The sequence below is a fragment of the Streptomyces sp. NPDC021562 genome (assembly GCF_040640875.1).
GTDB lineage: Bacteria > Actinomycetota > Actinomycetes > Streptomycetales > Streptomycetaceae > Streptomyces.
Window position 1 is genome coordinate 42,536 of the sequence record NZ_JBFACN010000005.1, and the last position, 26,842, is coordinate 69,377.

Annotated in this window: 24 protein-coding genes; 7 read left to right on the forward strand and 17 right to left on the reverse strand. The window is 71.9% G+C overall.

Translation table 11 applies throughout. From position 1 onward, the window contains the following. Window positions 1–31 precede the first annotated feature (31 nt). The gene (gene ppc / locus AB0G52_RS09145) at window positions 32–2,773 is read right to left on the reverse strand and encodes a phosphoenolpyruvate carboxylase (protein ID WP_132891891.1); all 2,742 of its coding nucleotides are present in this window, start codon (window positions 2,771–2,773) and stop codon (window positions 32–34) included. A 302-nt stretch (window positions 2,774–3,075) separates the two neighbouring features. On the opposite strand from ppc, the gene AB0G52_RS09150 reads away from it, so the two are divergent. Together AB0G52_RS09150 and AB0G52_RS09155 are read left to right on the forward strand one after the other, a co-directional pair. Further along, window positions 3,076–4,086, forward strand: coding sequence for a fatty acid desaturase (locus AB0G52_RS09150; RefSeq protein ID WP_132891892.1), 1,011 nt, complete (start codon window positions 3,076–3,078; stop codon window positions 4,084–4,086). Further along, window positions 4,083–4,760 (forward strand): TetR/AcrR family transcriptional regulator, encoded by a 678-nt coding sequence (locus AB0G52_RS09155; protein WP_132891893.1) that lies wholly within the window; start codon window positions 4,083–4,085, stop codon window positions 4,758–4,760. The genes AB0G52_RS09150 and AB0G52_RS09155 overlap by 4 nt, the downstream gene beginning before the upstream one ends. A 38-nt stretch (window positions 4,761–4,798) precedes the next feature. On the opposite strand, the gene AB0G52_RS09160 is transcribed toward AB0G52_RS09155, so the two are convergent. The 3 genes from AB0G52_RS09160 to AB0G52_RS09170 all read right to left on the reverse strand — a co-directional run bounded on the left by AB0G52_RS09160 (window position 4,799) and on the right by AB0G52_RS09170 (window position 6,241). Next, window positions 4,799–4,972, reverse strand: a complete 174-nt coding sequence (locus AB0G52_RS09160) for a CsbD family protein (protein ID WP_361335212.1) — start codon at window positions 4,970–4,972, stop codon at window positions 4,799–4,801. 79 nt (window positions 4,973–5,051) lie between these two features. Then, window positions 5,052–5,414, reverse strand: a complete 363-nt coding sequence (locus AB0G52_RS09165) for a VOC family protein (protein ID WP_132891895.1) — start codon at window positions 5,412–5,414, stop codon at window positions 5,052–5,054. Then, window positions 5,414–6,241: a trans-aconitate 2-methyltransferase gene (locus AB0G52_RS09170; RefSeq protein WP_361335217.1), complete on the reverse strand. Its 828-nt coding sequence runs from the start codon at window positions 6,239–6,241 to the stop codon at window positions 5,414–5,416. Before AB0G52_RS09170 ends, AB0G52_RS09165 begins: the two co-directional genes overlap by 1 nt. 89 nt (window positions 6,242–6,330) lie before the next feature. Here AB0G52_RS09170 and AB0G52_RS09175 point away from each other — a divergent pair, with 89 nt between their 5' ends. Next, on the forward strand, window positions 6,331–6,828 hold the full coding sequence (locus tag AB0G52_RS09175; RefSeq protein WP_132891897.1) for a MarR family transcriptional regulator: 498 nt from the start codon (window positions 6,331–6,333) through the stop codon (window positions 6,826–6,828). A 95-nt stretch (window positions 6,829–6,923) separates the two neighbouring features. Here the strand turns inward: AB0G52_RS09175 and AB0G52_RS09180 are convergent, their stop codons facing one another. Then, window positions 6,924–7,697: a response regulator transcription factor gene (locus AB0G52_RS09180; RefSeq protein ID WP_361335220.1), complete on the reverse strand. Its 774-nt coding sequence runs from the start codon at window positions 7,695–7,697 to the stop codon at window positions 6,924–6,926. Between the two features lie 257 nt (window positions 7,698–7,954). Here AB0G52_RS09180 and AB0G52_RS09185 point away from each other — a divergent pair, with 257 nt between their 5' ends. Continuing rightward, entirely contained in the window at window positions 7,955–8,413 is a 459-nt protein-coding gene (locus tag AB0G52_RS09185; protein WP_207921867.1) for a GNAT family N-acetyltransferase, read from the forward strand. 3 nt (window positions 8,414–8,416) lie between these two features. Here the strand turns inward: AB0G52_RS09185 and galK are convergent, their stop codons facing one another. Genes galK through galT form a run of 3 tightly spaced genes read right to left on the reverse strand, consistent with a single transcriptional unit; the run spans window position 8,417 to window position 11,600 of the window. Then, a complete protein-coding gene (galK, locus tag AB0G52_RS09190) occupies window positions 8,417–9,571 on the reverse strand; it encodes a galactokinase (protein WP_132891900.1) in 1,155 nt (384 codons plus the stop codon). Beyond that, window positions 9,571–10,542, reverse strand: a complete 972-nt coding sequence (gene galE / locus AB0G52_RS09195; RefSeq protein ID WP_132891901.1) for a UDP-glucose 4-epimerase GalE — start codon at window positions 10,540–10,542, stop codon at window positions 9,571–9,573. The genes galK and galE overlap by 1 nt, the downstream gene beginning before the upstream one ends. Then, window positions 10,542–11,600, reverse strand: a complete 1,059-nt coding sequence (gene galT / locus AB0G52_RS09200) for a galactose-1-phosphate uridylyltransferase (protein ID WP_132891902.1) — start codon at window positions 11,598–11,600, stop codon at window positions 10,542–10,544. Before galT ends, galE begins: the two co-directional genes overlap by 1 nt. Window positions 11,601–11,725: 125 nt before the next feature. Here galT and AB0G52_RS09205 point away from each other — a divergent pair, with 125 nt between their 5' ends. Together AB0G52_RS09205 and AB0G52_RS09210 are read left to right on the forward strand one after the other, a co-directional pair. Next, a complete protein-coding gene (locus tag AB0G52_RS09205; protein ID WP_132891903.1) occupies window positions 11,726–13,426 on the forward strand; it encodes a sodium:solute symporter family protein in 1,701 nt (566 codons plus the stop codon). Between the two features lie 27 nt (window positions 13,427–13,453). Then, window positions 13,454–13,801, forward strand: coding sequence for a hypothetical protein (locus AB0G52_RS09210; protein WP_132891904.1), 348 nt, complete (start codon window positions 13,454–13,456; stop codon window positions 13,799–13,801). On the opposite strand, the gene AB0G52_RS09215 is transcribed toward AB0G52_RS09210, so the two are convergent. From AB0G52_RS09215 to AB0G52_RS09235, 5 genes are all read right to left on the reverse strand, one after another. Then, window positions 13,798–14,490, reverse strand: coding sequence for a response regulator transcription factor (locus AB0G52_RS09215; RefSeq protein ID WP_132891905.1), 693 nt, complete (start codon window positions 14,488–14,490; stop codon window positions 13,798–13,800). The two genes, AB0G52_RS09210 and AB0G52_RS09215, sit on opposite strands and share 4 nt — an antisense overlap. A gap of 234 nt (window positions 14,491–14,724) precedes the next feature. Further along, a complete protein-coding gene (locus AB0G52_RS09220) occupies window positions 14,725–16,515 on the reverse strand; it encodes a PQQ-binding-like beta-propeller repeat protein (protein ID WP_361335225.1) in 1,791 nt (596 codons plus the stop codon). Window positions 16,516–16,597: 82 nt separating this feature from the next. Continuing rightward, window positions 16,598–18,421, reverse strand: coding sequence for a PQQ-binding-like beta-propeller repeat protein (locus tag AB0G52_RS09225; RefSeq protein WP_361335228.1), 1,824 nt, complete (start codon window positions 18,419–18,421; stop codon window positions 16,598–16,600). Window positions 18,422–18,677: 256 nt separating this feature from the next. After that, window positions 18,678–20,480, reverse strand: coding sequence for an ABC-F family ATP-binding cassette domain-containing protein (locus tag AB0G52_RS09230; RefSeq protein WP_132891908.1), 1,803 nt, complete (start codon window positions 20,478–20,480; stop codon window positions 18,678–18,680). A gap of 88 nt (window positions 20,481–20,568) precedes the next feature. After that, window positions 20,569–21,519 (reverse strand): SDR family NAD(P)-dependent oxidoreductase, encoded by a 951-nt coding sequence (locus AB0G52_RS09235; protein ID WP_361335231.1) that lies wholly within the window; start codon window positions 21,517–21,519, stop codon window positions 20,569–20,571. A 211-nt stretch (window positions 21,520–21,730) separates the two neighbouring features. Here AB0G52_RS09235 and AB0G52_RS09240 point away from each other — a divergent pair, with 211 nt between their 5' ends. Then, the gene (locus AB0G52_RS09240; protein WP_132891910.1) at window positions 21,731–21,994 is read left to right on the forward strand and encodes a hypothetical protein; all 264 of its coding nucleotides are present in this window, start codon (window positions 21,731–21,733) and stop codon (window positions 21,992–21,994) included. Window positions 21,995–22,060: 66 nt separating this feature from the next. Here AB0G52_RS09240 and AB0G52_RS09245 read toward each other — a convergent pair whose 3' ends face one another. The 4 genes from AB0G52_RS09245 to AB0G52_RS09260 all read right to left on the reverse strand — a co-directional run bounded on the left by AB0G52_RS09245 (window position 22,061) and on the right by AB0G52_RS09260 (window position 26,831). After that, a complete protein-coding gene (locus AB0G52_RS09245; RefSeq protein ID WP_132891911.1) occupies window positions 22,061–23,038 on the reverse strand; it encodes a 4-(cytidine 5'-diphospho)-2-C-methyl-D-erythritol kinase in 978 nt (325 codons plus the stop codon). Then, complete coding sequence (rsmA, locus tag AB0G52_RS09250) at window positions 23,035–23,952, reverse strand: 16S rRNA (adenine(1518)-N(6)/adenine(1519)-N(6))-dimethyltransferase RsmA (RefSeq protein WP_361335235.1); 918 nt, start codon at window positions 23,950–23,952, stop codon at window positions 23,035–23,037. The genes AB0G52_RS09245 and rsmA overlap by 4 nt, the downstream gene beginning before the upstream one ends. Window positions 23,953–24,018: 66 nt before the next feature. After that, on the reverse strand, window positions 24,019–25,479 hold the full coding sequence (locus tag AB0G52_RS09255) for a ubiquitin-like domain-containing protein (protein WP_361335777.1): 1,461 nt from the start codon (window positions 25,477–25,479) through the stop codon (window positions 24,019–24,021). A 446-nt stretch (window positions 25,480–25,925) separates the two neighbouring features. Next, window positions 25,926–26,831: a TatD family hydrolase gene (locus AB0G52_RS09260; protein WP_132891913.1), complete on the reverse strand. Its 906-nt coding sequence runs from the start codon at window positions 26,829–26,831 to the stop codon at window positions 25,926–25,928. Window positions 26,832–26,842 lie beyond the last annotated feature (11 nt).

Below are 26,842 nucleotides of genomic sequence, written 5' to 3' on the forward strand. Positions count from 1 at the left end.
CCGGGGGCACAGCCGTGTCCGGGAGCGGCGGTCAGCCGGTGTTGCGCAGGCCCGCCGCCACGCCGTTGACGGTGAGGAGGAGGGCGCGGGCGAGGAGCGGGTCGGGTTCGGCGCCCGCCGCGGCCGCGTCGCGCTGGCGCTTGAGCAGGGTGACCTGGAGGTAGGAGATCGGGTCCAGGTAGGCGTCGCGGATGGTGAAGGTCTGCTTGAGGGCCGGGGTGGCGTCGAGGAGTTCGGCCTCTCCGGTGATCTTCAGGACCTCGGCGACGGTCAGCTCGTGCTCGGCCTTGATGGTGTCGAACACGTGCTTGAGCTCGTCGGGGACGAGGGTGTCGACGTAGTGCTGGGCGATCCGCAGGTCCGTCTTGGCGAGGGTCATCTCGACGTTGGAGATGAAGTTGCGGAAGAAGTGCCACTGCTCGTGCATCTCGTCCAGGACGGTGTCGAGGCCGGCCTCGCGCAGGGCCTTGAGGCCGGAGCCGACGCCGAACCAGCCGGGGACGATCTGCCGGGACTGGGTCCAGCCGAACACCCACGGGATGGCGCGCAGGCCGTCGAGCGAGACGCCGGAGCCGGGGCGGCGGGAGGGCCGGGAGCCCAGGTGCAGGTCGGCGAGCTGGTCCACCGGCGTCGACGCGAGGAAGTACGTCGGCAGGTCCGGGTCCTCCACGAGGCGGCGGTAGGCGGCGTGGGCGGCGTCGGAGACGACGTCCATGGCCGCGTCCCAGCGGGCGAGGGCTTCCACGGACTGGCGGGGGGCCGTGTGCAGGGCGGAGGCCTGGAGGGTGGCCGCGACGGTCAGTTCCAGGTTCTCCCGGGCGAGGGAGGGGATGAGGTACTTGTCGGAGATGACCTCGCCCTGCTCGGTGACCTTGATCTCGCCTTCCAGGGTGCCCCAGGGCTGGGCGAGGATCGCGTCGTGCGAGGGGCCGCCGCCACGGCCGACGGTGCCGCCGCGGCCGTGGAAGAGGCGCAGCCGCACCCCGTAGCGGTGGGCGACGTCGCGCAGCCGGCGCTGGGCGCGGTGGATCTCCCATTGGGAGGTGGTGATGCCGCCGAACTTGGAGGAGTCGGAGTAGCCGAGCATGACCTCCTGGACGTCCCCGCGCAGTGCCACCAGCCGGCGGTACGAGGGGTCGGAGAGCATGTCCTCCAGGATGGTGTCGGCGGCCTTGAGCTCGTCGGTGGTCTCCAGGAGCGGCACGATGCCGATCTTCGCCCAGCCGGCGTGCAGGTCGAGCAGTCCGGCCTCGCGGGCCAGCACCGCGGCGGCGAAGACGTCGTCGGCGCCCCGGCACATGGAGATGATGTACGACTCGACGACCTCGGGTCCGAAGACCTCCAGGGCCCTCTTCACGGTCTGGAAGACGCCGAGGGTCTTCTCGCCGGCCGCGTCGACGGGTGCCGGGGTGGGCGCGAGGGGCCGGCGGGAGCGCAGTTCCTTGGCGAGGAGCTTGGCGCGGTACTCGCGGGGCATGTCGGCGTAGCGCCAGGACTCCTCGCCGAGGCGGTCGAAGAGCTGGCCGAGGGCGTGGTGGTGGGCTTCGGCGTGTTCGCGGACGTCCATGGTGGCGAGCTGGAGGCCGAAGGCGGCCAGGGTGCGGATCGTCCGGGCGAGGCGGCCGTCGGCGAACAGGCCGCCGCGGTGGGCGCGCAGGGAGGTCTGGATGACGCGCAGGTCGGCGAGGAGCTCGGCGGTGCCGAGGTAGTCGTGGCCGGCCTCGTGCGGGGTGCCGGTGGCCAGGCGGTGCTTGGTGTTCTCCAGCTTCTGCCGGATGCAGGTGGCCTTGAGCCGGTAGGGCTCCTCGGCGTTGAGCCGCTTGTAGCGGGGGCTGATTTCGGGGAGCCGCTCCAGGTCGGCGCGGAGGGACTCCAGGAGTTCCTCGGTGGCGCCGGTGTAGCGGATGGAGTTGGAGAGGAAGCCGCGCAGTTCGTCGATCATCTCCAGGGCGTCGTTGATGCCGTGTTCGTGCTGGAGGATGAGGACGTCCCAGGTGACCTGGGGGGTCACGTTGGGGTTGCCGTCGCGGTCGCCGCCGATCCAGGTGCCGAAGGTGAGCGGGCGGGTGTCGTCGGGGAGCTTGACGCCGACCCGTTCCAGCTCCGCGGTGAGGTCTTCCAGGACGTCGCCGACCGCGTCGGCGTGCAGCTCGTCCAGGTAGTAGATGGCGTTGCGGGCCTCGTCGGCGGGTTCCGGGCGTACGACGCGCAGCTCGTCGGTCTGCCAGACGAGGTCGATGTTCTCGGCGAGGCGGACGTCGGTGCGGCGGCGGTCGGACTCGATGACGGGGGTGTCCAGGAGTGCGGCGATGCGCCGGAGCTTGTTGAGGACGGAGCGGCGTGCGGCCTCGGTGGGGTGGGCCGTGAACACCGGGCGGACGTTGAGGTTCTGGACGGTCTGGCGCAGGTGGTCGGGGTCGGCGTCCTTGAGCCGGTCGGCGGTGCGGGCGAGCAGGCCGCCCTCGGCGCCGCGGCGGGCGCGCAGCTCGCGGCCGCGGTGCACCTGCTCGGTGACGTTGGCGAGGTGGAAGTAGGTGGAGAAGGCGCGGACCAGCTTGGCGGCGGTCTCCAGTTCGATGCCGCGCAGCAGTTCGGCGGCGGCCTCGCCGTCCTCGCGGGTCAGTCGGCGGACCCGCTCGACGAGGTCCAGCAGTTCGGGGCCCTCCTGCCGGACGAGGGTCTCGCCGAGGAGGTCTCCCAGTCGCCGGATGTCGGCGCGCAGCTCACTGCTGGTCGTCGTGGCACTGGTAGTCAGGTCGTCGGCACTGCTCACAGGTGCGGCTCCTTGCAGTGTTGAAGCTCATCTGGAGGGGAACCCGTCCGTCGGCCGCGGCGGGCGTGCCCCGCATACGGGCCGGACATCCGGGAAGGAAACAGAGCGGACCGCGCTGTCCGACCGACTCAAGGATAGGTGTCCACGAGGACGCGCAGGCTGTCGGGCTCTTGCTGTGAGACGCCTCGCTGCCATACTTACGTCGCCGTAGGTTACGGAACCGTAGGGAATGAGTTCTAGAGTCCCGTGCGGTGGCCGCGGATCGGCACCTGTCTCAACCCTCGACCCCACAGGGGACGCGCATGACCTCGTCTGGTTCCGATGTGATCGAAGAAGCCCAGCAGCCCCCCACCGCCTCGCCGTCGTCCGCCACTCTGGGCGGCGAACAGAAGGGTTCGATCGAGCAGATCACCCTTCTGCTGTTCATCGTCGTCCCGTTCCTCGCGCTGCTGGCGGCGGTGCCGCTGGCGTGGGGCTGGGGCGTGAGCTGGCTCGACCTGGCTCTGCTGGTCTTCTTCTACTACCTGGGCTGCCACGGCGTGACGATCGGTTACCACCGGTACTTCACGCACGGGTCGTTCAAGGCGAAGCGGCCGCTGCGGATCGCGCTGGCCGTCGCGGGCTCGATGGCGGTGGAGGGCCCCCTGGTGCGCTGGGTGGCCGATCACCGCAAGCACCACAAGTTCTCCGACGCGGAGGGCGACCCGCACTCCCCGTGGCGGTACGGGGAGACCGTGCCGGCGCTGATCAAGGGCCTGTGGTGGGCGCACATCGCCTGGATGTTCGACGAGGAGCAGACCAACCAGGAGAAGTACGCCCCCGACCTGATCAAGGACCCGGCCATCCGGGCGATCTCGCGGCAGTTCGTCTACTGGACGATGCTGTCGCTGGCGCTGCCGCCGCTGATCGGCGGTCTGGCGACGATGTCCTGGTGGGGCGCGTTCACCGGGTTCTTCTGGGGTTCACTCGTGCGGGTGGCGTTGCTCCACCATGTGACGTGGTCGATCAACTCGATCTGCCACGCGGTGGGCAAGCGGCCGTTCAAGTCGCGGGACCGCTCGGGCAACGTGTGGTGGCTGGCGGTGCTGTCCTGCGGCGAGTCCTGGCACAACCTGCACCACGCCGACCCGACCTCCGCGCGGCACGGTGTGGAGCGCGGGCAGCTGGACTCGTCGGCGCGGATCATCCGCTGGTGCGAGCAGCTGGGCTGGGCGTACGACGTGCGCTGGCCGTCACGCTCGCGTATCGATTCGCGTCGTAACACCGGGGACGGCGGCTCCCGGCAGGGGGCGGAGACCGCGAAGGCGGCATGATTGACGCCGTGGCGACCGACTCCAGCACCCCCAGTCCCGACGGCAAGCAGCGGCGGACGCGCCGCACCCGGATGACCGGGGCGGAGCGCCGCCAGCAGCTGCTGGAGATCGGTCGCACCCTCTTCGCGGCGAAGGGGTTCGAGGGCACCTCGGTGGAGGAGATCGCGGCGAAGGCGGGGGTCTCCAAGCCGGTGGTGTACGAGCACTTCGGCGGCAAGGAGGGGCTGTACGCGGTGGTGGTGGACCGGGAGATGCGGCGGCTGCTCGACATGGTGACCGGTTCGCTGACGGCCGGGCATCCGCGGGAGCTGTGCGAGCAGGCAGCCTTCGCGCTCCTCGACTACATCGAGGAGTACACGGACGGTTTCCGGATCCTGGTCCGCGACTCCCCCATCCCGCAGTCGACGGGGTCCTTCGCCTCGCTGATCTCGGACATCGCCACCCAGGTGGAGGACATCCTGGGCCGCGAGTTCAAGTCCCGCGGCTTCGACCCGAAGCTGGCCCCGCTGTACGCGCAGGCTTTGGTGGGCATGGTCGCGCTGACCGGGCAGTGGTGGCTGGACGTGCGCCGGCCGAGGAAGGCGGAGGTCGCCGCCCACCTGGTCAACCTGGCCTGGCACGGGCTGGACGGCCTGGAGCAGAAGCCGCGGCTGATAGGGCACCGGAAGGCGTGAGGGCCCCGGTGCCCTGATATCAGCGTTTTCCGTGCTTCTCAGTGCTTGAAGACGTCCTTGATCTTCTCCTTGGCCTGCCGGGCGTCGCCCTTCGACTGCTCCAGGCGGCCCTCGGACTCCAGCGGCACGTCGCGCACCGCGCGGCCGCCGGCCTCCTTGGCCTTGCCCTTGAGCTGTTCCTTCTTGGCCTTGGCCTTCTGGTGTCCTGACACCGTGGGTTCCTCCTGACGCGGAGAACGTGCGTGGGGTCACCGGTCCGGGTAACCGCGAGCGGGCCGGGGCAAACGGCGGTCAGCGCACCGGTTCCAGGAACTCCAGGCGGTTGCCGACCGGGTCCTGGGAGTAGAAACGGCGGTGTCCGGGCAGTTCGTCGTCCCAGGTGACCGGGGCGCCGCCCGCTGCGAGCCGGTCGGCGACGGCCTCGATGTCCGTGACCCGCAGTCCCGGGTGGGCCTTCAGGGCGGGGCGGAAGGCCGCCTCGACCCCCAGGTGCAGGTGCACGGCCCCGGCCTGGAACCAGCAGCCGCCGCGCGCCGCGAGCACGGGCGGCTTGGGGATCTCGGTCATGCCGAGGAGGTCGACGTAGTACGCGCGCAGCAGGTCCTCGGAGCCGGGTGGCGCGGCCAGCTGGACGTGGTCGAGGGCGGTGAGCATCAGGAGGCCTCCTTGCGGGCGACGGCGAAGATCCGCCGGAACGGGAACGGGGTGCCGTGCGGGCCGGGCGGGTAGGCCTCGCGCAGGGCGGTGCGGTAGTCGGCGAGGAAGGCGTCACGGGCCTCGGGGTCGTCGGCGAGGGCGGTGAGGACGGGGCGCAGGCCGGTGCCCTTCACCCAGTCGAGGACCGGGTCCTCGCCGGTGAGCAGGTGGATGTACGTCGTCTCCCAGACGTCGGCGGCGCAGCCGAGGGCGGTCAGCCGCTCCAGGTAGGCCTCGGGGGCGAGGACCGCGTCCTCGTGGCGGAGGGTCTCGGCGAGCCGGCCCCGCCAGCGGGCGGAGTGGGCGAGGTCGCGCATCAGCCGGTGGCTGGGGGCGGTGAAGTTGCCGGGGACCTGGAAGGCGAAGGTGCCGCCGGGGGCGAGGGCGGCGGTCCAGTCGGCGAAGCGGTCGGGGTGCCCGGGGACCCACTGGAGTGTCGCGTTGGAGACGATCAGGTCGTACGGCGCCTCGGGGGTCCAGGTGCGGACGTCGGCGTGGCGGAAGTCCAGGCGGCCGCCGCCGGCGGTGGGGCCCTCGTACTCCACGAGGGCCTTGTCGAGCATGTCGGGCGAGTTGTCGTAGCCGGTGATGTGGGCGGTGGGCCAGCGTTCGGCGAGCAGGGCGGTCACGTTGCCGGGGCCGCAGCCGAGGTCGGCGATGCGGGGGCGGCCGGGGGTGGATTCGCCGGGGAGGCCGGGGACGCGGGCGAGCAGGTCGGTGAAGGGGCGGGCGCGGTGGCCGGCGTGCCGGAGGTACTGGGCGGGGTCCCAGGCGGGAGTCGTCATGGGGTCCACCTTCGCCGGACGTATATCTTGATGTCAAGAGACTCGACATCAAGAGACTTCATGTCGACACAACCACTACACTGATCGCCATGGAGGACGAGGTCGATCGGCTGGTGGCTGCGTGGCGCCGGGAGCGCCCGGACCTCGACGTGGAACCGCTTGAGGTGCTCAGCCGGGTGAGCCGACTGGCCCGGCACCTGGACCGGGCACGTCGGCTGGCCTTCGCGGAGCACAGCCTGGAGCCCTGGGAGTTCGACGTGCTGACCGCGCTCAGGCGCGCGGGCACCCCCTACCAGCTCTCCCCGGGCCAGCTGCTGACGCAGACCCTGGTCACCTCGGGGACGATGACCAACCGGATCGACCGGCTGGCCAAGAAGGGGCTGGTGGAGCGGCTGCCGGACCCGAGCGACCGGCGTGGTGTGCTGGTACGGCTGACCACCGAGGGCCAGGACCGCGCGGACCAGGCCCTGGCAGGTCTCCTGGAGCAGGAGCGGGCGATCCTCGGGGAGCTCTCCCGCCCGCAGCGTTCCGAACTGGCGGGACTGCTGCGCCGGCTGACCGCCCCGTTCGACAACATCCCCGGGTAGGCGCTCCGCTGGACTTGCCGCGCCATGCCAGTTGTCGGCTGCGGCGCCGTCGGGGCTGGTCGCGCAGTTCCTCGCGCCCCTAAGGGGCGCTGCCGTCAGGCGCTGCTGGTCGCCTCCGGCATGATCCGGCCGGTGGGTCCCAGGTCCGCCGGGCCGACCCCGGCCCGCCGTGCCAGGGCGACCGCGGCCAGGGTGCTGTGGACGCCGAGTTTGCCGAGGACGTTCTGCATGTGGGTGCGGACGGTGTGCGGGGACAGGAACAGGCGCTCGGCGACCGCCTTGCGCCCCAGACCCGCCACCATGCACCGGAGCACTTCCCGCTCCCTCGGCGTGAGGGACTCCACCAGCCGTTCGCTCTCGGTGCGGTGCTTGCGGGCGGCCGTCAGCTCGCGCAGCACCCCGGTCAGCAGGGCGGGCGGCAGGTGCGTCTCGTCGCGCAGCACGCCGCGGATCACGTTCAGCAGCCGGGACAGCGAGCAGTCCTTGGCCACCCAGCCGCAGGCGCCGGCCTGCAGGGCCAGGGCCGCCCGCCGCGGGTCGTCCCGCTCGGCGAGGACGACGACCCGCACGGCGGGATGCGCGGCGCGGACACCGGCGACCAGCGATATGCCGTCGACCAGCCCCTCCTCGTTGGCCACCTGCACCGGCACGGCCGGCCGGCCGGCCGTCAGTTGGCCGCCCAGGTCGGCGTCGACGAGCAGCACGTCGTAGCGGCGGCCCTCGGCGACCGCGCGCTCCAGGCAGCGCAGCGCCGCCGGACCGCTGCCGGCCGCGGACACGTCGACATCGGGCTCGGCGGCCAGTGCGGCGGCCAGCGACTCGGCGAAGATGCGGTGGTCGTCGACGACCAGGACTCGGATGCGAACCACGAAACCCCCTTCCCCAAGCTCCTCAAGAGCAGGGGATACCCCAAGGTCGGGAAACGACGACCCATGCGGACACGACACCCGTGGGGGGAGGAACCGCACGGCCGCCGCCGTGCCTGAACAGCTACCCCACCACGGGCGTCGTACCCGACTTGTCTCGCCCCCTGATCAGCACCGGCCCCCACCGGTACCGCTCATCAGAGTACGGCTGGGCGCCGGAAGCGGAAGGCAATTTGCAGAACTGTCCGGCGGACGCGTTTATGGTGTGCCGCATGTTTCGTATTGAGGCGGAAGTCGACAAGGAACGACGTGATCTGCTCCGCGCTCGGCTGCTGGCCACCAACACCGCGGCCTCCCCCGTGCTGGCGGCCCTGCGCGGTACCCCCGCGGAACGCGAAGCGCCGCTGCACGTCTGGGCGACGGACGAGCGTACGGGCGACCTGGGCGGCGGCCTCGTCGGGCACACCTGGGCGTCCTGGCTGCACGTCACCTACCTGTGGGTGGACGCCCGCCGGCGCGGCACGGGGCTGGGCGGGAGACTGCTCGCCGAGGCGGAGCGCATCGCCCGCGAGGACCACGCCTGCACCGCCGCCCGCCTGGAGACCTGGGACTTCCAGGCCCCCGACTTCTACCGGAAGCAGGGGTACGACGTGGTGTGCGTGATCCCCGACTACCCGCCGGGGATCACGGAGTACACCCTGACCAAACGGCTGGCCTGAGGCTCAGCCCGCCTTGCGGGCACCTGCCGACGGCACCGCCTCGAAGACCCGCGGCGCCTTGAAACCGGCCGCCGCGAAGGCCTCCTCGACCGCCTTGGTGACCGTGTCGACGTCGGCCGTCTCGGCGAGGACGATCGCCGAGCCGCCGAAGCCGCCGCCGGTCATCCGGGCGCCCAGCGCACCGGCCGCGTTGGCCGCCTCGACCACCAGGTCCAGCTCCGGGCAGGAGACCCGGAAGTCGTCGCGCAGCGAGGCGTGGCCCTCGGTGAGGACCGGTCCGATGGCCCGGGTGTCGCCGGCCTCCAGGAGGGCGACGACGCGTTCGACGCGGTGGTCCTCGGTGACGACGTGGCGGACCAGGCGGCGCACCTCCTCCTCGTCGCCGAGGCGGTCGAGCGCCGCGTCCAGTTCGCCGTAGGGAACGTCCCGCAGGGCGTCCACCCCGAGCAGGGCCGCGCCCTTCTCGCAGCCCGCGCGGCGCTTGCCGTACTCGCCGTTGCTGTGCGCGTGCTTGACCTGGGTGTCCACGACCAGCAGCCGCATGCCCTCGGCCGCGAGGTCGAAGGGGATCTGCTTCTGCGAGAGGTCGCGGGTGTCCAGGAACAGGGCGTGCCCGTCCTCGCAGCAGGCGGACGCCGTCTGGTCCATGATGCCGGTCGGCGCCCCGACGTAGACGTTCTCCGCGCGCTGGCACAGCCGGGCCAGCTGCCAGCGCTGCAGGCCGAGTGCGAAGAGGTCGTTGAGGGCGAGGGCGATCACCACCTCCAGGGCCGCGGAGGAGGACAGGCCCGCGCCGGTCGGAACCGTCGAGGTGAGGTGGACGTCGGCGCCGGTCACCGGGTGGCCGGCCTCGCGCAGCGCCCAGACCACGCCCGCCGGGTACGCCGTCCACTCCTGGTCGGTGCCGGGCTCCAGGGCGTCGAGGGAGAGTTCGGCGACGCCGCCCTCGATGTCCGAGGAGTGCAGGCGCAGCACCCCGTCGGTACGGCGGGCGACCGCGGCCGTCGTCACGTGCGGCAGCGCGAACGGCATCACGAAGCCGTCGTTGTAGTCGGTGTGCTCGCCGATCAGGTTGACCCGGCCGGGCGCCGACCAGACGCCGTCCGGTGCGGTGCCGTACAGCTCGGTGAAGCCCTCACGGACCTGCTGTGCCCCCACTACTGCTCCCTTGCCGCGCTTGCGATGGTCTGTGCGAACTCCCAGGCGTCCGCGACGATCCCCGCGAGGTCCGCGCGGGTCGGGTGCCAGCCCAGCTGCTCGCGGGCGGCGGCCGCCGAGGCGACCAGGACGGCCGGGTCACCGCCCCGGCGCGGGGCCACGACCTCGGGGATCGGGTGGCCGGTGACCTGCCGGACGGTCTCGATGACCTGACGGACCGAGAAGCCCTCGCCGTTGCCGAGGTTGCAGATCAGGTGCTCGCCGGGCCGTGCGGCCCTGAGCGCCAGCAGATGGGCGTCGGCGAGGTCGGCGACGTGGATGTAGTCGCGGACGCAGGTGCCGTCGGGCGTCGGGTAGTCGTCGCCGAAGACCGAGATGGCCTCCCGCTTGCCCTGGGCGACCTGGAGGACCAGGGGGATCAGGTGCGACTCGGGGTTGTGCCGCTCGCCCTGCGCGCCGTAGGCGCCGGCCACGTTGAAGTAGCGCAGGGAGACCGCGCCCAGGCCGTGGGCGGCGGCCTCGCCGGTGATCATGTGGTCGACGGCGAGCTTGGTGGCGCCGTACGGGTTGGTCGGCTTCGTCGGGGCGGTCTCGACGATCGGGACCTGCTCGGGCTCGCCGTAGGTGGCCGCCGTGGAGGAGAAGACGAGCTTGCGCACGCCCGCCTCGCGCATCGCGCCGAGCAGCGCCATGGTGCCGCCGACGTTGTTGTCCCAGTACTTCTCGGGCTTCACGACCGACTCGCCGACCTGGGAGAACGCGGCGAAGTGCAGGACCGCCTCGTAGGAGGAGTCGAGCCACTTGGCGGCGTCGCGGATGTCGCCCTCGACGAAGGCGGCGCCCGCGGGGACGCCCTCGCGGAAGCCGGTGGAGAGGTTGTCGAGGACGGTGACCTCGTGGCCCGCCTCCAGCAGGTGCTGGGCGACCACGCTGCCGACGTAACCCGCTCCGCCCGTCACCAGGTACTTCATCAACTCGCTACCTCTCGCAGTCGCTCGGCCGCGCGCTCCGGCGGCACGTCGTTGATGAACACGCTCATGCCGGATTCGGAACCCGCGAGAAACTTCAGCTTGCCGGACGTTCGGCGGATGGTGAAAAGCTCGAGGTGGAGCGCGAAGTCGTCGCGCGTGACACCCTCGAACTCCTCCAGCGTCCCGAACGGCGCCTGGTGCCAGGCGGCGATGTAGGGCGTGGGAGGTTCACCCTCGCCGAAGATACGGTCGAAGCGCCTCAAGAGTTCCAGATAAACCTTGGGGAACTCTGAGCGGGCCGCCTCGTCGAGGGCGAGCAGGTCGGGGACGCGGTGCTTCGGGTACAGGTGGACCTCGTAGGGCCAGTGCGCCGCGTAGGGCACGAAGGCGACCCAGTGTTCACCCTCAAGGACGATCCGCTCGCCGGCGAGTTCACGCTCCAGGACGGCGTCGAAGAGGTTCTCGCCGCCGGTCGCCTCCTTGTGTGCCGCGAGTGAACGCAACATCAGGGCGGTGCGCGGGGTGGTGAAGGGGTAGGCGTAGATCTGCCCGTGCGGGTGACCGAGCGTCACGCCGATCTCCTCGCCGCGGTTCTCGAAGCAGAACACCTGCTCGACGGAGGGGAGATGCGACAGTTCCGAGGTCCGGTCGGTCCACGCGTCGAGGACCAGCCGGGCCTGCTCCTCGGTGAGGCTCGCGAAGGAGGCGTCGTGGTCCGAGGTGAAGCAGACCACCTCACAGCGTCCGGAGTCGCCGGCCAGCGAGGGGAAACGATTCTCGAAGACCACCACGTCGTACGACGAGTCCGGGATCTCGCTCAGCCGGTCGCCCTCGGTCGGGCACAGCGGGCACTGGTCGGCCGGCGGGTGGTAGGTGCGGCCCTGCCGGTGCGAGGCGATGGCGACCTGGTCGCCGAGCAGCGGGTCCCGGCGGATCTCCGAGGTGGTGTGCGTCCGCTCCAGCGGCCGGCGGTCCACCGCGTCCCGCACGGTGTCGTCACGCAGGTCGTAGTAGATGAGCTCGCGACCGTCGGCCAGCCGGGTCGAGGTCTTCTTCACTGCGGACTCCCGTTGATCGAGTCATCCAACCTTCAAACAGAACCGAACACACCAAAACACAACTCACCACGCCAGTCAACATCGGAATCAATCAAGGTGAGACAACGAAAGTGTTGAATTACTGGGTGCAGAACCCCACAAACGCCCCGTATTCCCCCACATTCCTCGCGGCGGGGCTCCGGCTCCCCACCAACGGCCTCGACTACACGATCCTGGCGATCTACTTCGTCGTCGTCCTGGGCATCGGCTTCGCGGCCCGCCGCTCGGTGCGAACGAGCCTCGACTTCTTCCTCTCCGGCCGGTCGCTGCCCGCCTGGATCACGGGCCTCGCGTTCATCTCGGCGAACCTGGCCGCGACCGAGATCCTCGGCATGGCCGCCAACAGCGCGCAGTACGGCGCGTACACCGTGCACTGGTACTGGATCGGCGCCATCCCCGCCATGGTCTTCCTCGGCCTGGTGATGATGCCCTTCTACTACGGCAGCAAGGTCCGCTCGGTCCCCGAGATGCTGCTGCTCCGCTTCGACAGGGCGGCGCACCTGCTGAGTTCGATCCTGTTCGCCTTCGCGGCCATCCTCATCGCGGGCGTCAACCTGTACGCCCTCGCGATCGTCGTCGAGGCGCTGCTCGGCTGGCCCCAGTGGGTGGCGATCGTGGTCGCCGGCGCGTTCGTCCTGGCGTACATCACCCTCGGCGGCCTCTCCTCGGCCATCTACAACGAGGTGCTCCAGTTCTTCGTGATCCTGGCCGCCCTCATCCCGCTGTCCGTGCTCGGCCTGAAGAAGGTCGGCGGCTGGAACGGCCTGGTCGACAAGCTCACCGCCACCCACGGCCACAACTTCACCACCGCCTGGGGCGGCACCGGCATCGGCTCCGCCAACCCGCTCGGCGCGAACTGGCTGACCATCGTCCTCGGCCTCGGCTTCGTCCTCTCCTTCGGCTACTGGACGACGAACTTCGCCGAGGTGCAGCGCGCCCTGTCGGCGAAGAACCTCTCCGCCGCCCAGCGCACGCCGCTGATCGCCGCCTACCCGAAGATCTTCATCGTCTTCCTGGTGATGATCCCGGGGCTGGTCGCCGCCGCGCTGGTGCCGAACATCGGGACCGCGAAGTCCGGCCTCCAGTACAACGACGCGATCCCCTACCTCATGTCGCAGCTGCTGCCCAACGGCGTGCTCGGCATCGCGGTGACCGGTCTGCTGGCGGCCTTCATGGCGGGCATGGCCGCCAACGTGTCGTCCTTCAACACCGTGTTCACCACCGACATCTGGGCGAAGTACGTGGTGAAGGGCCGCGAGGACGGCTACTACGTGCGCTTCGGTCGGCTGATCACCGCGATCGGCGTCTGCGCGTCCATCGGGACGGCGTTCCTCGCGTCGTCGTTCTCGAACATCATGAGCTACCTCCAGACCCTGTTCTCCTTCTTCAACGTGCCGATGTTCGTCGTCTTCATCGTCGGCATGTTCTGGAAGCGCGCCTCGGCGAAATCCGGCTTCTGGGGGCTGCTCGCGGGGACGGTGACCGCGATGGTCAACTACTTCGTCCTCTACAAGCGGCACATCATCCACATCCCCTCCGACCAGGGCGCCAACTTCGTCTCCGCGATCGCCGGGTTCGTCGCCGGCGCGGTGGTGATGGTGGTCGTGTCCCTGTTCACGGCGCCGAAGCCGGAGGAGGAACTGGCCGGGCTGGTCTACGGCACGACCTCCCCCGGCATGGCCGAGCCGCCCGCGCCCGGGGACGAGGCCTGGTACCGGCGGCCGGCGCTGCTGGGCTGGGGTGCGGTGGTCCTCGCGGCCCTGTGCTACATCCCGTTCTCGTTCTGATCGCCGTCGCTGGAGAATGGAGAGACCATGACCGACGACTTCGGGCACCCGGAGCGCACCGGGTTCCACTACTCCGAGCAGGACGTCCAGCGGGAGGTCACCGAGCTGGAGGGGCGGTCCGCGACCGCCGCGCGGATCTTCGACCTGCGGAGGATCATCGGCGGGCTGTTCGTGGTGTACGGGATCATCGTGACGATCACCGGGATCACGGACTCGCAGGCCGAGATCGACAAGGCACAGGGGATCAACATCAACCTGTGGACGGGGATCGGGATGCTGTTGCTGGGGGTGTTCTTCCTGGTGTGGCTGTGGCTGCGGCCCACTCCGCCGCCGGTGCCTCCGGTGGAGGAGGAGGAGAAGGCGGCGGAGTACTAACGGGGCGCTTCTGCGCCGCCGTTGAGGGGTCCCGCCCGATCCAGCAGCCCGGTACGTGCCGCCAGGGCCGCCGCTTCCAGGCGGGACCCCACGCCCAGCTTCATCAGGACCCGCTGGACGTGGGTGCGGGCCGTGCTGGGGGCGATGTTCATGCCGGCGGCGATGAGGCGGGTGTCCTCGCCGTCGGCCACCCGGACCAGCACCTCGACCTCCCTCGGGGTGAGTATCTGCAGCAGGCGCTGGCCCTCGTCGTCGGGCTGGGCGGCGGGGTTGAGGAGTTCGCCGAACGCGCCCTGGAGGAGGGCGGGGGCCACGGCCGCCTCACCCGCCCGCGCCTTCATGATGGCCCGCTCGACGCCCTCTATCCGCTCGTCGTGCCGTACGTAACCGGAGGCGCCCGCCGCGAAGGCCGCCGCGATGCCCCGCGGGGACGGCACCGGGCCCAGCACCAGCACCGCGACCTGTGGGCGCTCCTTCTTGATCCGCACCACCGGGTCGAAGATGCCGGGCTCGGCCGGGGTCGCCGTGCCCAGCAGGCACACCTCGGGCGCCCGTGTGATCACCAGCTCGGCCGCGCCCGCCGCCGGTGCCGCCGCCGCGAGCACCCGGTGGCCGCGCAGTTTCAGCGCAGACGCCAGCGCCTCGGCGAGCAACCGGTGGTCGTCCACCACCATGAGCCGCACTCCCATAGAGCAACCCCCCAGTCCCCCCCATGGATGCCCCACTATGGATGCCCACGGGGCCGCATGGACAGAGGGCCCCCCGGCACCCCGTCCTTTCATGCCCCCGGAAGCTACACGCTTGTTCGACGTTGCGCTGCCCCTACTGATGAGAAGTGCCCCGGATCGGAGGAATCTCAGGCTTTTCTCGTATTCGCGGGTGAAGAGCGGGTGTGGTGCGGTAAGCACCCACTTGACCGGGGATCAGCCTCCCGCGCCGAACGCGGTGACCAGATACTCCTTCCCCGACGTCGACGCACCGACGGCGTGGGCGTACACCGCGGACAGGTAGAGCCGGCCCTGTCCGTAGAGGACCTCCGCGTACTGCGGTGACATGCTCGTCTCCACCGCCTTGACCGCCGTACTCACCGGATTCTCCAGCAGCCTGGTCTCCTTGAACGAGCCGCCGTCGATACTGACGACCTGAGCACCCTTGTTGTACGGGGCGTTCTTGTACGCGATCACATTGGGGCCGTCCATGCGCAGCGGCGTGATCGTGTAGTTGTTGCCGGCGTCGGCGCGCTGGCCGGTCTGCTCACCGGTGGCGAGGTCGAAGGCGACGATCTCGTTGGTCTTCGCGAAGGCCCCGCTGCCGTCGTGCTCCTCGGTGGCCAGGTACAGCCGGTCGTTGCCGACGACCACGCCCTTGCACTTCTCCACCTCGTAGATGCCGTCGCAGCGGGCCGCGTACGAGCTGCCCGGGGTGGAGATCCGGGTGCGCAGCTTCCCGGTGGCGTTGTCGAGGGAGAAGACGTCGGAGAAACCGCTGCCGTCGCCCGCGCTGTCGTTGACGTCGGCGGCCACCACGAGCGGGTCGGTCGACACGACGCTGGCGTATTCGATGCCCGAGGCCATCCTGTACTCGGACACCACCTTGCCGGAGACCGGGTCGATGGTCTGGATGTGCAGCTGGGCGGAGTCGCCGCTGCCGCACCTGCGGATCGCGACCAGTCTGGTGCCGCCGCCGTAACCGGCGTCGTAGCAGGTGTCGGCCGGCTTCGGCTGCCAGCGCACCGCGCCGGTGGCCAGGTCGAAGGCGGCGCCGCCGCTGGTGCCGCCGACCGCGACGGTGTGCTGGGCGACCGTCACGTTGTTGAAGTTGACCGGGACGTCACCGGACTTGACGGACCTGGTCCACAGCTTCTTGCCGGCTTTCAGATCGATCGCGGCGACCTGGGAGCAGCCCGTGCTGGAGCCCTTGGGGGGCGTCTTCGGCTGGAAGACGACCGCGGTCCTGCCGTCGGTGCTGACGTGGCCGGTGGCGTAGCAGACCGGGCCGGGCAGCGGGACCGTCCACAGCCTGGCGCCCGACTCGGGGTCGTAGCCGCTGATCCCGGCGACGCCGGTCTTCGCGTACACCCGGTCGGTGAGCCAGGAGCCCGCGGTGACCGTGGTGTCGTTCGCCGTGGGCATCGGGACCTGGAAGAGGACCTTGGAGGTGGGGTCGGCGGGCACCTTCTCGGTGCCCTTGCCGCTCTTGCCGCCGCCGGTCGTCCGGCCGCCGGTGCCGCCGCCCGCGGAGTTCGCGGAGTCGTCCTTCTTGCCGTCGCCGCCGGAGGACCTGGCGTACCAGATGCCCCCGCCGACGATCAGCGCGATGGCGACGACCGCGGCGGTGACGATGAGCAGCACGGCGTTGTTGCGGCCGGGACCGGCGGGGCCGGCGCCGGGGCCGCCGGGGTGGCCGGGACCGGGCTGCTGGGCATAGGGGTTGGCGCCTGCCGGGTGCTGGGCAGGGTAGCCGTAGCCCGGCTGCGGAGCCGGAGGCTGCTGCGGGTAGCCATAGCCCGGCTGCGGAGCCGGGGGCTGGGCCGGGTAGCCGTAACCGGGCTGCGGGGCGGGAGGCTGCTGCGGGTAGCCGTAGCCCGGCTGCGGGGCAGGGGGCTGCTGCGGGTGGCCGTAGCCCGGCTGCGGGGTCGGGGGCTGGGCCGGGTAGCCGTAACCGGGCTGCCGCGGGGGCTCGTTGGGGGGTGGCGGCGGGGGTGGCTGGGTCATGGTGGGTGTACCTCTGGGGACGGCGGGTGAGGCGGCGGCCGGGGACGGCGCCCGGGGCTGGACGGGAGGGGGCGGGCCCCGCTCAGTTGCCGAAGGCCATCATCAGCTTCTCCTTCGCCTGGTCACTGCCGGTCAGCCGGGTGGCGGAGAGGTAGAAGCGGCCGTCGACCCAGTCCACCGCGCCGTTGTAGAAGCCGTCCTCGATGTCGGCGGTGTGCTGCGGGTTCTGCAGCAGCCTGGCCGGGGTGTGGCCGGCGCCGGTGGTCGGGATCGACACGACCCGGCCGCCCGCGTCGTACGACGGCCGTACGTAGGCGACGAGTTTCCCGCCCTCGACCCTGACGGGGGACATCGGCTCGTCCGTCGGCGACTTCACCCGCCACTTCGCCTTGCCGTCGGTGAGACTGATCGCGACGATCTCGTTGGCGCCGCCGCTCACGTCCGTCGGCAGGTAGAGGGTGTTCGCGTCGGCGGCGACGCCCTGGCAGCCCTGGAGGTCGCTGTTGAGGAGCGCCCAGCCGCACTGGGGGGCGAACTTCTCGTCGACCTTGACCTCCGAGCGGAACGTGCCCCTGCCGTCCAGCGTCGAGATGTTCCAGGCGTTCTTCTCCTCGTTGGTCATGTAGACCACGAGCGGGTCGACGGAGTAGGTCCGCCCGACCTTCCAGCCCTTCTTGACCGGCCGCGTCCACTTCACCTTGCCGGTGGCCGGTTCGAGTTCCGAGATCTCGTCGTGCTCGTTGCTGCCGCCCGCGGCGCAGGACGCCACCTCGACCAGCCGGTCCGTACCGCCCGCGAAACCCGACGGGAAGCAGGCCGCGCCGTACTTCTCCTTGTCGTACAGCTTCTTGCCGCTGCCGAGGTCGTACGCCGTGCCCGACTGGGAACGGCCCACCATCAGCGTCTTCCCGCTGATCGTCAGCTCGATGCTGATGGCGCTGTCGAACAGCCCGCCGTCGGCGACGGTCGCGGTCCAGCCCTTGCGGCCCGTGTCCAGGTCGATCTCCTGGAGCTGGTTGCACTTGGCCCGGTCGCTGGTGCCGCTCATGTAGGCGACGACGACCTTGTCGTCCGCGGACTTGGCGGAGGTGACCGCGCAGATCTTCTGCGGGAACGCGATCGGGCCCCACGCCGGATCGCCGTTGCCCACCTTGTAGGCGAAGACCTGCTTGTACGCCGCCTTGACCGCCGTCTTCCCGGTGATCCACATGCCGGGGGCGTCGGCGCCGTTCGCCGGTGCGTCGGGGGCCGACTTGTACCAGAGCACCTTGGCCTCGCCGGACTTGCGGCCCTCGTTGAGGTTCTCCGGGTCGGCGCCGCCGTTGCCGCTGCCGTCGCCCGGGTTCACCGGGTCGGCGGACGTCCCGGGGGCCCCCGACGGGTGGGCGACCGGCTTCTTGCCGTCGTGCCCGCCGCCGGTCACGGCGTACACCGTGCCCCCGACGACCAACAGGCCGGCCACCACCGCCGCGACGACCAGCGCGGGCTTCCCCTTGAAGGGACCGCCGCCCGCACCGCCCGGCGGCGGGGCGACCCCGGGGCCGCCCGGGTACTGCGGCTGCTGGGGGTGGCCGTAGCCGGGCTGCGGGACCGTGGGCTGCTGCGGGTGGCCGTAGGGACCGGGCGCGGCGTACGGGCCGGCCGGCTGGCCGTAGGGACCGGGCTGTTGGCCGTAGGGGCCGGGCTGTTGGCCGTAGGGGCCGGGCTGCCCGGCGTGCGGGCCGGGCTGCTGCGGGTAGCCGTAGCCCGGCTGGGGCGGCTGCGCGGGAGGCGCAGGAGTGCCCTCGGGGGCACCGAAACCCCCCTGTGCGGGCGGTTGTTGCGGAGCGCCGATGCCACCGGCGGGCGGCTGGTCCTGTGGTGGTCCGAAGCCGCCCTGCGGCGGCTGGTGCGGTGGCTGGGTCATCAGCGCTCTTCCCCCGTTCACTGATTTTTAGCCACGTCCCGGGACCAGTGACGGGCCCAGGACGCTCTCAGACTGCTCTCAGACCGACCTTTCTATCACCCGGCACGGACAGGCCCCGGAGCCGTGCCACCCGCCGTTCCCAAGGCAGAACCGCCCCGTGATGCCACCGTTACGCGCCTTCACGCCCCCTTCACCGGGCGCACGCAAGGGGGTTGTGCGCCCGGTGGTCCGCGGCTGATTCACGCCGCTGGGAGTGCTACGCGTCCTCCGCCAACTCCAGCCAGCGAAGCTCCAGTTCCTCGCGCTCGCCGGCCAGGTCGCGCAGCTGGGCGTCCAGTTCGGCGACCTTGGTGAAGTCCGTGGCGTTCGCGGCGATCTGGTCGTGGAGCTTGGTCTCCTTCTCGGAGATGCGGTCCAACTGGCGCTCGATCTTCTGGAGTTCCTTCTTGGCGGCGCGCTGGTCGGCGGCGCTGCGCTCGGCCGAGGGCGCCTTCGGGGCGACGGCGGTGGCGGCGACCGCCTCCTCCATGCGCTGCCTGCGCTCCAGGTACTCGTCGATGCCGCGCGGCAGCATCCTCAGGGTGGCGTCGCCGAGCAGGGCGAAGACGCGGTCGGTGGTGCGCTCGACGAAGAACCGGTCGTGGGAGATGACGATCATCGACCCGGGCCAGCCGTCGAGGAGGTCCTCCAGCTGGGTGAGGGTCTCGATGTCGAGGTCGTTGGTGGGCTCGTCCAGGAAGAGGACGTTCGGCTCGTCCATGAGCAGGCGCAGCAGCTGGAGGCGGCGGCGTTCACCACCGGACAGGTCGCCGACCGGCGTCCACTGCTTCTCCTTGCTGAAGCCGAACGTCTCGCACAGCTGCCCGGCGGTCATCTCGCGCCCCTTGCCGAGGTCGACGCGCTCGCGGACCTGCTGGACCGCCTCCAGCACGCGGGTGTTCGGGTCGAGCTCGGCGACCTCCTGGGAGAGGTAGGCGAGCTTCACGGTCTTGCCGACGGCGACCCGGCCGCCCGCCGGCTGTGCCTCGCCGTCGGTCCGCGCGGCCTCGGCCATGGCGCGCAGCAGCGAGGTCTTGCCCGCGCCGTTGACGCCGACCAGGCCGATGCGGTCGCCGGGGCCGAGCTGCCAGGTGACGTGCTTGAGCAGCACCTTGGGGCCGGCCTGGACGGTCACGTCCTCCAGGTCGAAGACGGTCTTGCCGAGCCGGGAGGAGGCGAACTTCATCAGCTCGGAGCTGTCGCGCGGCGGCGGCACGTCCTTGATCAGCTCGTTGGCCGCCTCCACGCGGAAACGCGGCTTGGAGGTACGGGCGGGGGCGCCCCGGCGCAGCCAGGCCAGCTCCTTGCGGACCAGGTTCTGCCGCTTGGTCTCCTCGGTGGCCGCGATCCGCTCGCGCTCGGCACGGGCGAAGACGTAGTCGGAGTAGCCGCCCTCGTACTCGTAGACGGCGCCGCGCTGCACGTCCCACATGCGGGTGCAGACCTGGTCGAGGAACCAGCGGTCGTGGGTGACGCAGACCAGCGCCGAGCGGCGCTCGCGCAGGTGCCTGGCCAGCCAGGAGATGCCCTCGACGTCGAGGTGGTTGGTGGGCTCGTCCAGGACGAGCAGGTCCTGCTCCTCGATGAGCAGCTTGGCGAGCGCGATGCGCCGCCGCTCACCGCCGGACAGCGGGCCGATGACGGTGTCCAGGCCCTTGGGGAAGCCCGGCAGGTCCAGTCCCCCGAAGAGGCCGGTGAGGACGTCCCTGACCTTGGCGTTGCCGGCCCACTCGTGGTCGGCCATGTCGCCGATCACCTCGTGCCGGACGGTGGCGGCCGGGTCGAGGGAGTCGTGCTGGGTGAGGACGCCGAGACGCAGTCCGCCGGAGTGCGTGACACGTCCGGTGTCGGCCTCCTCCAGCTTGGCGAGCATCCGGATGAGGGTGGTCTTGCCGTCGCCGTTGCGACCCACCACGCCGATGCGGTCGCCCTCCGAGACGCCGAGCGAGACGCCGTCCAGCAGGGCACGGGTGCCGTAGACCTTGCTGACGTTCTCGACATTGACCAGGTTGACGGCCATTTCACTCCTGCGCACGGGGACGGTCAGCCTCCCAGCGTAATGCGCGCGGGGAGGCCGCCCGGCCGTGAGCGCTTCCGCCCGCCCGCGGCTAGCCGATGGCGGTACCGGGATCGGTGCCGGTCAGGTCGCGGCTGGCGTCCCACAGCCGGGCCGCGGTCGCGGGGTCGGCGAGGTGGTTCCACAGGGGTTCGGGGCGGGGCTCGCCGCGCAGGCCGAAGGCGCGCGGGGCCCAGAGCCGGCCGCCGCGTACGGCCGGGTCGAGCACCGCGCGGACCGCCGGCCAGGCGCCCGCGTGCTTGCCCTGGACGAGGAGGGCGGCGGGTGCCGCGGCCAGCCGCGCGCCGGCCGTCCGCGCGTGCACGGGCGGCCGTGCGGGGGTGAGGGAGTCCAGCGCACCACCGGGATGGACCACCACGCTCGACACCGTGCTGCCGGCGGCGCGCAGGCGGTGGTCGAGTTCGACGCCGAAGTACATCTGCGCCAGTTTGGAGCGCCCGTAGGTGCGCTTGGGCCGGTAGTCCGCACGGGACTGGAGGTCGTCCAGGTCGAGCCGCTCGGACTTCGCCGCGAAGCTGCCCATGGTCACGACGCGGGCCGCGGGCGCGGCCGACAGCAACGGCATCAGCCACCGTGTCAGGGCGAAGTGCCCGAGGTGGTTCGTGCCGAACATGAGTTCGTGTCCGTCGCGGGTCTCCTGGCGCGGGGGGTCGTCGAGCGCGACCCCGGCGTTGTGGACCACCGCGTCGAGCCGTCCCGGCTCCAGTGACGCCACCGCCTCGCGGAGCGAGGGGAGGTCGGCGAGGTCCATCCGTACGGCCCGCACCCGCGCGCCGGTGACCCGCGCGCGGATCGAAGCCATGGCGTCCTCGGCCTTTGCCGGGTTCCGGCTGCCGAGTACGACGGTCGCTCCGGTCGCCGCCAGCTGCTCCGCGACGAAGTATCCGATGCCGGCGTTGCCGCCGGTGACCAGGAAGACGCGGCCGTCGGCGGGTGGCAGGCGGTGGACGTTCCAGGGCGGGGTGGAGGATGCGGACGACATGGCGACGGGGCTCCCTTGCCGGTGAGGTCGGCTGCGGCTGACTGCCGGGCAACTCGGCCCCCACGGTTCCAGCGGGGGCCGACAGGCCGCCTACAGATCACCTACAGTCCGGCCCGGCGGCGCCGACAGGGTCGCGAATGAGGCAAAAGCTGCGGGTCACTCCGATTCGTGATCCCGTAGACGTGATCCCGTACAGAACGGAGACAGCCCTATGGTGATCAAGAAGCTTCACGACATGGGCGTTCGCAGCGAGCACGCCTACATCGCCGGCCTGGCGTCGATCGGGCTGAGCTTCGCCTCCTGGCTGGCCAGCCTCCAGGCCGAGCAGGCCGGTGTCGAACGCGCCGACCGCTGGGGCATTTTCGTCGGCGAGTGGGCCCCCACCTTCATCGGTCTGGGTCTCGCCCTGTCCCACTACGAGCAGCAGGAGGGCACGCTGAGCGGATCCCTGCACGCCGTACGCCAGGCCGGCTGACCGGCACCCCCACCCCGGTACGGTCCGGCCCCGGCCGGCCCGCGCCGGGGTGCGCGGCGCCCGGGCTCAGGCGCCGACGGGGGCGCCCGGGTCCTGCGCCGAGGCCTGCGCCAGGTTCTGCGCGGGGGTCCGCGCCGGGGCCTGCCCAGGGGTGAGCACCCGCGCACCGGGCGCGGGGGACGTGGCCGTGCGAACCGCGCGGCAGGTGCCGGAGGCGCGCAGGGCCTCGGAGACCTCTGCCGCCCTCTCGGCGTCCCGGACCAGGAACGCCGTCGTGGGCCCGGAGCCGGAGACCAGGGCGGCGAGGGCGCCGGCCGCCCTGCCGGTGTCGAGGGTGGCCGCGAGCTCCGGGAAGAGGGAGAGCGCGGCGGGCTGGAGGTCGTTGGAGACGGCGGCGGCGAGCGCGTCCGGGTCCCCCTTGGCCAGCGCGGCGAGGAGTTCCTCGGAGGCGACGGGCTCGGGGATGTCGTGGCCCTCGGCGAGCCGGTCGAACTCGCGGAAGACGGCCGGGGTGGACAGGCCGCGCCCGGCCATGGCGAACACCCAGTGGAAGGTGCCGCCGACGTCCAGGGCGGTGAGGCGTTCACCGCGGCCGGTGCCCAGTGCGGCGCCGCCGACCAGGCTGAACGGCACGTCGCTGCCCAGCTCGGCGCAGAGGGCGAGGAGTTCGGCGCGGGAGGCGCCGGCGCCCCAGAGCTCGTTGCACGCGAAGAGCGCGCCCGCCCCGTCGGCGCTTCCCCCGGCCATGCCGCCGGCGACCGGGATGTCCTTCACGATGTGGATGTGCACGGCCGGTTCGACGCCCCGGCGCGCGGCGAGCGCGAGCGCGGCGCGCGCGGCGAGGTTGGTGCGGTCCAGGGGGACCTGGTCGGCGTCCGGGCCCTCGCAGGTGATGCGCAGCTCGTCGGCGGGGGTGACCGTGACCTCGTCGTACAGGCCTACGGCGAGGAAGACGTTGGCGAGGTCGTGGAAGCCGTCCGGGCGGGCGGCGCCGACCGCGAGCTGGACGTTGACCTTGGCGGGCACGCGCACGGTGACGCTCACTTGCCGGACTCCTCTGCCTGGGACTCGGGGGACGCCGGGGGCGCCTCGGGGGCCGCGGGCGCGGCCTCGGCGATCCGCGCGAATTCCGCCACCGTCAGGGACTCGCCGCGGGCCTGCGGCGAGACCCCCGCCGCGACCAGGGCCGCCTCGGCGTTCGCCGCGGACCCGGCCCAGCCGGCGAGCGCCGCCCGCAGGGTCTTGCGGCGCTGCGCGAACGCCGCGTCGACGACCGCGAAGACCGCTTTCCTCGACGCCTTCGTCTTCAGCGGCTCGGCGCGCCGGACGAGGGAGACCAGCCCGCTGTCGACGTTCGGCGCGGGCCAGAAGACGTTGCGGCCGATGGCACCGGCGCGCTTCACCTCGGCGTACCAGTTGGCCTTGACGGAGGGCACGCCGTACACCTTGTTGCCGGGCGCGGCGGCGAGCCGGTCGGCGACCTCGGACTGCACCATCACCAGCGTCCGCTCGATGCTCGGGAAGGTCTCCAGCATGTGGAGCAGGACGGGGACGGCGACGTTGTAGGGGAGGTTCGCGACGAGCGCGGTCGGCGGGGGCCCCGGCAACTCGGTGACGTGCATCGCGTCGGAGTGGACCAGCGCGAACCGGTCCGCGCGCGCCGGCATGCGCGCCGCGATCGTCGCGGGCAGGGCGCTCGCCAGGACGTCGTCGATCTCGACGGCGGTGACCCGGTCGGCGACCTCCAGGAGGGCGAGGGTGAGGGACCCGAGCCCCGGCCCGACCTCGACGACGACGTCGTCCGGGCGGACCCCGGCGGTGCGGACGATACGGCGGACCGTGTTGGCGTCGATCACGAAGTTCTGGCCGCGCTGCTTGGTGGGGCGCACACCGAGCGCTGCCGCGAGCTCACGGATGTCGGCGGGGCCGAGGAGGGCGTCGGGGCTGGGGCTGCTCACGGCACTAGGGTACGGGCCACCGGGAACACCCCCCGCCGGTCACCCCGGTCACCCCGGTCAGTCCGGTCACCCGTGCAGCCGGGCTCCGCAGTGCGGCCAGGGAGTGGAGCCGCGGCTCACGTAGAGCTTCTTCGCCCGGAACGTCTGCTCGGCGGCCGGGGCGTCCTGCGGACGGCCGCTGCCGCCGAGGCTGTGCCAGGTGTGGGTGTCGAACTGGTACAGCCCGCCGTACGTCCCCGAGGGGTCCACCGCGTGGGGGCGGCCACCGGACTCGCAGACGGCGAGACCGTGCCAGTTCAGGCCCTCGGCGCCCTTGACCGAGTCGGGGTGCGGCTTGGTGCCCACCTTCACGAGCTGCGCGGTCGGTTCGCGCACCAGCTCGGACCACTCGCGGTGCGGCTTCTGCCGGACCCCGTTGACGGTCCGCAGGTAGTAGGTGACCCGCCGCAGCCCCGGCCGCCCGGCCTGTTCGACCACCTCGGTGCCCTTGAACAGGCTCGGGTCCTGGGTCCGCCGCACCTCGAACGGGATCACCTCCTCGCGCACCTCCTTGCTGCCCGTGACCCGCAGCACCGTCACGGTCTGCCCGTCGCGCGGGAAGCCGGTCCCCGGCACGGAGGTGGTGTCCTGGCCGTGCAGGGTGACGCCGGCCTCCTCGACGGCCTCGCCGACGGTCGCGGCGTTGGTGCGGATGGTGCGGGTCCGGCCGTCCGCCAGGACGGTGACGGTGCGCTCGGTGCGGACGTCGAGCGCCAGGCCGGCGCGTCCGATGCTCTGGGAGCGCGACGCCGACAGGTACGCGCCCTCGGCGCGCACTCCCAGCTGCCTCAGCGCCCCGTCGACGGTGCGCGCCGTCGTCCACACCTCGCGCGGTTCGCCGTCAATGGTGAGCCGTACGGGCCGGCCGTAGCGCACCGCGACCTCGTCGCCGCTGGCCAGGGCGGTGCCGGGGGCGGGCGCCACCACGTCGTGGGCGCCCACGGGCACGCCCTGCTCGGCCAGCAGACCGCTGACGTCGTCGGCGAACGTGTGCAGGGTGCGCGGCCTGCCGTCGACGGTCAGTTCGACCGCCTTGTCCTTGGCGAGGAAGGCGGTGGTGCCGCCGGCGAGGAACACGACGACCAGCGCCTGGGGCAACAGACGGCGGACGGCGGACTCCGGCCGCTGTCCGTACCGCGCCCTGCGCCGGCGTGCGGCACGCCGGCCTCCCACGGCGCCCGCACCCGCCTCCCGCGCCTCGCCCTCCGGCCCGCGTCCGCCCTGCCGCGCGAACGCCGGCTCACTCGCGTACCCGCCGGCCGCCGCCTGCCGACGGTCCGTCTGCCGACCGTCCGCCTGCACCTGGTTCTGGGCCTGGGCCCGCACCTGAGCCCGCGCCTGAGCATGGGCGCGTGCCTGAGCCCGTGCCTGCGCCCGCCCCTGCGCCGGCGACGCCGACGGCACCGCCCCGGCCGCCGTCTCGTAGGCGGGCCGGTAGGTGTCGCCGCCGTAGGTCATGCCGTAGCCGAGCGTCTCGGCGTCGTACATCCCCTGCGCGCCCTGTGCGCGGTACACGCCCTGTGCGCCGTGCACGCCGGCCACCCCCGGTGCTCCGTGGCCGCCGTACGTCCCGTAGGCACCGCGGACGCCGTGCACGCCGTGTGTCCCGGCGGTGCCGTGCGCCCCGGGCATGCCGTAGGCCCCGTACTCCCCGTGCGCGCCCCAGGCGCCGGGCGCCCAGTGGCTCCCCTGCGCCGGGGGTGTGCCGTCGGCGCCGTGCGCCCCTGACATGCCGTAGGGGTCGTACGCCTTTGGCGTCTCGTACTGCGATGCGCTCACGCCGACACGCTCCAGAGGGCCAGACGGGTCCGGATCGGGCCCCGAACCTAGCGGAGCTCCCGTCACTCTCCAAAGCGGCACGACTACGCACGGTCGCGACCGGAGTGGAGCCGCAACCCGGCGGTCGTTACACGTCAGTTATGATCGATATACCCTCAGTAGTCAAAAGCGCGGGCGGTGTTGGCGCCCAGGGCCGTCGCCAGCGCGTCCTCGCCGATCCCCCGCACGGCGGCCATCGCGCGCACCGTGATCGGAATGAGATACGGGGCGTTGGGCCGTCCGCGGTACGGCGCCGGGGTCAGGAAGGGCGCGTCGGTCTCCACCAGGAGGAGTTCGAGGGGGGCCACCGCCACCGCGTCCCGCAGGTTCTGGGCGTTCTTGAAGGTGACATTGCCGGCGAAGGACATGAAGTAGCCCTCGCGGGCGCACTCCTCGGCCATCTCGGCGTCCCCGGAGTAGCAGTGGAAGACGGTCCGCTCCGGGGCGCCCTCCTCCTTGAGGATCCGCAGGACGTCGGCGTGGGCGTCGCGGTCGTGGATGACGAGGGTCTTGCCGTGCCGCTTGGCGATCTCGATGTGCGCGCGGAAGGAACGCTCCTGCGCGGCCTTGCCCTCGGGTCCGGTCCGGAAACAGTCCAGGCCGGTCTCGCCGACGCCCCGCACCTGGGGCAGCCCGGCCAGCCGGTCGATCTCGGCCAGCGCCTCGTCCAGCGCGGCGTCACCGCCGGCCGCACGGGCCCCCTGCCGCGACCAGCCGTCGGGATCCCCGTGCACGATCCGCGGGGCCTCGTTGGGGTGCAGGGCCACGGTCGCGTGGACGTGCTCGTGGGCGGCCGCGGTGTCGGCCGCCCAGCGCGAGCCCTTGAGGTCGCAGCCGACCTGGACGACCGTCGTCACCCCCACCGACGCGGCCTTCGCGAGGGCCTCCTCGACGGTGCCGGACTGCATGTCGAGATGGGTGTGGGAGTCGGCGACCGGCACCCGGAGGGGTTCCGGCAGCGGCGGTGCCGCATTCTTGTCGGACGTACCGGAGGCGCCGGTACCGGCGGCGTTCGAAGGCATGCCCCGATCCT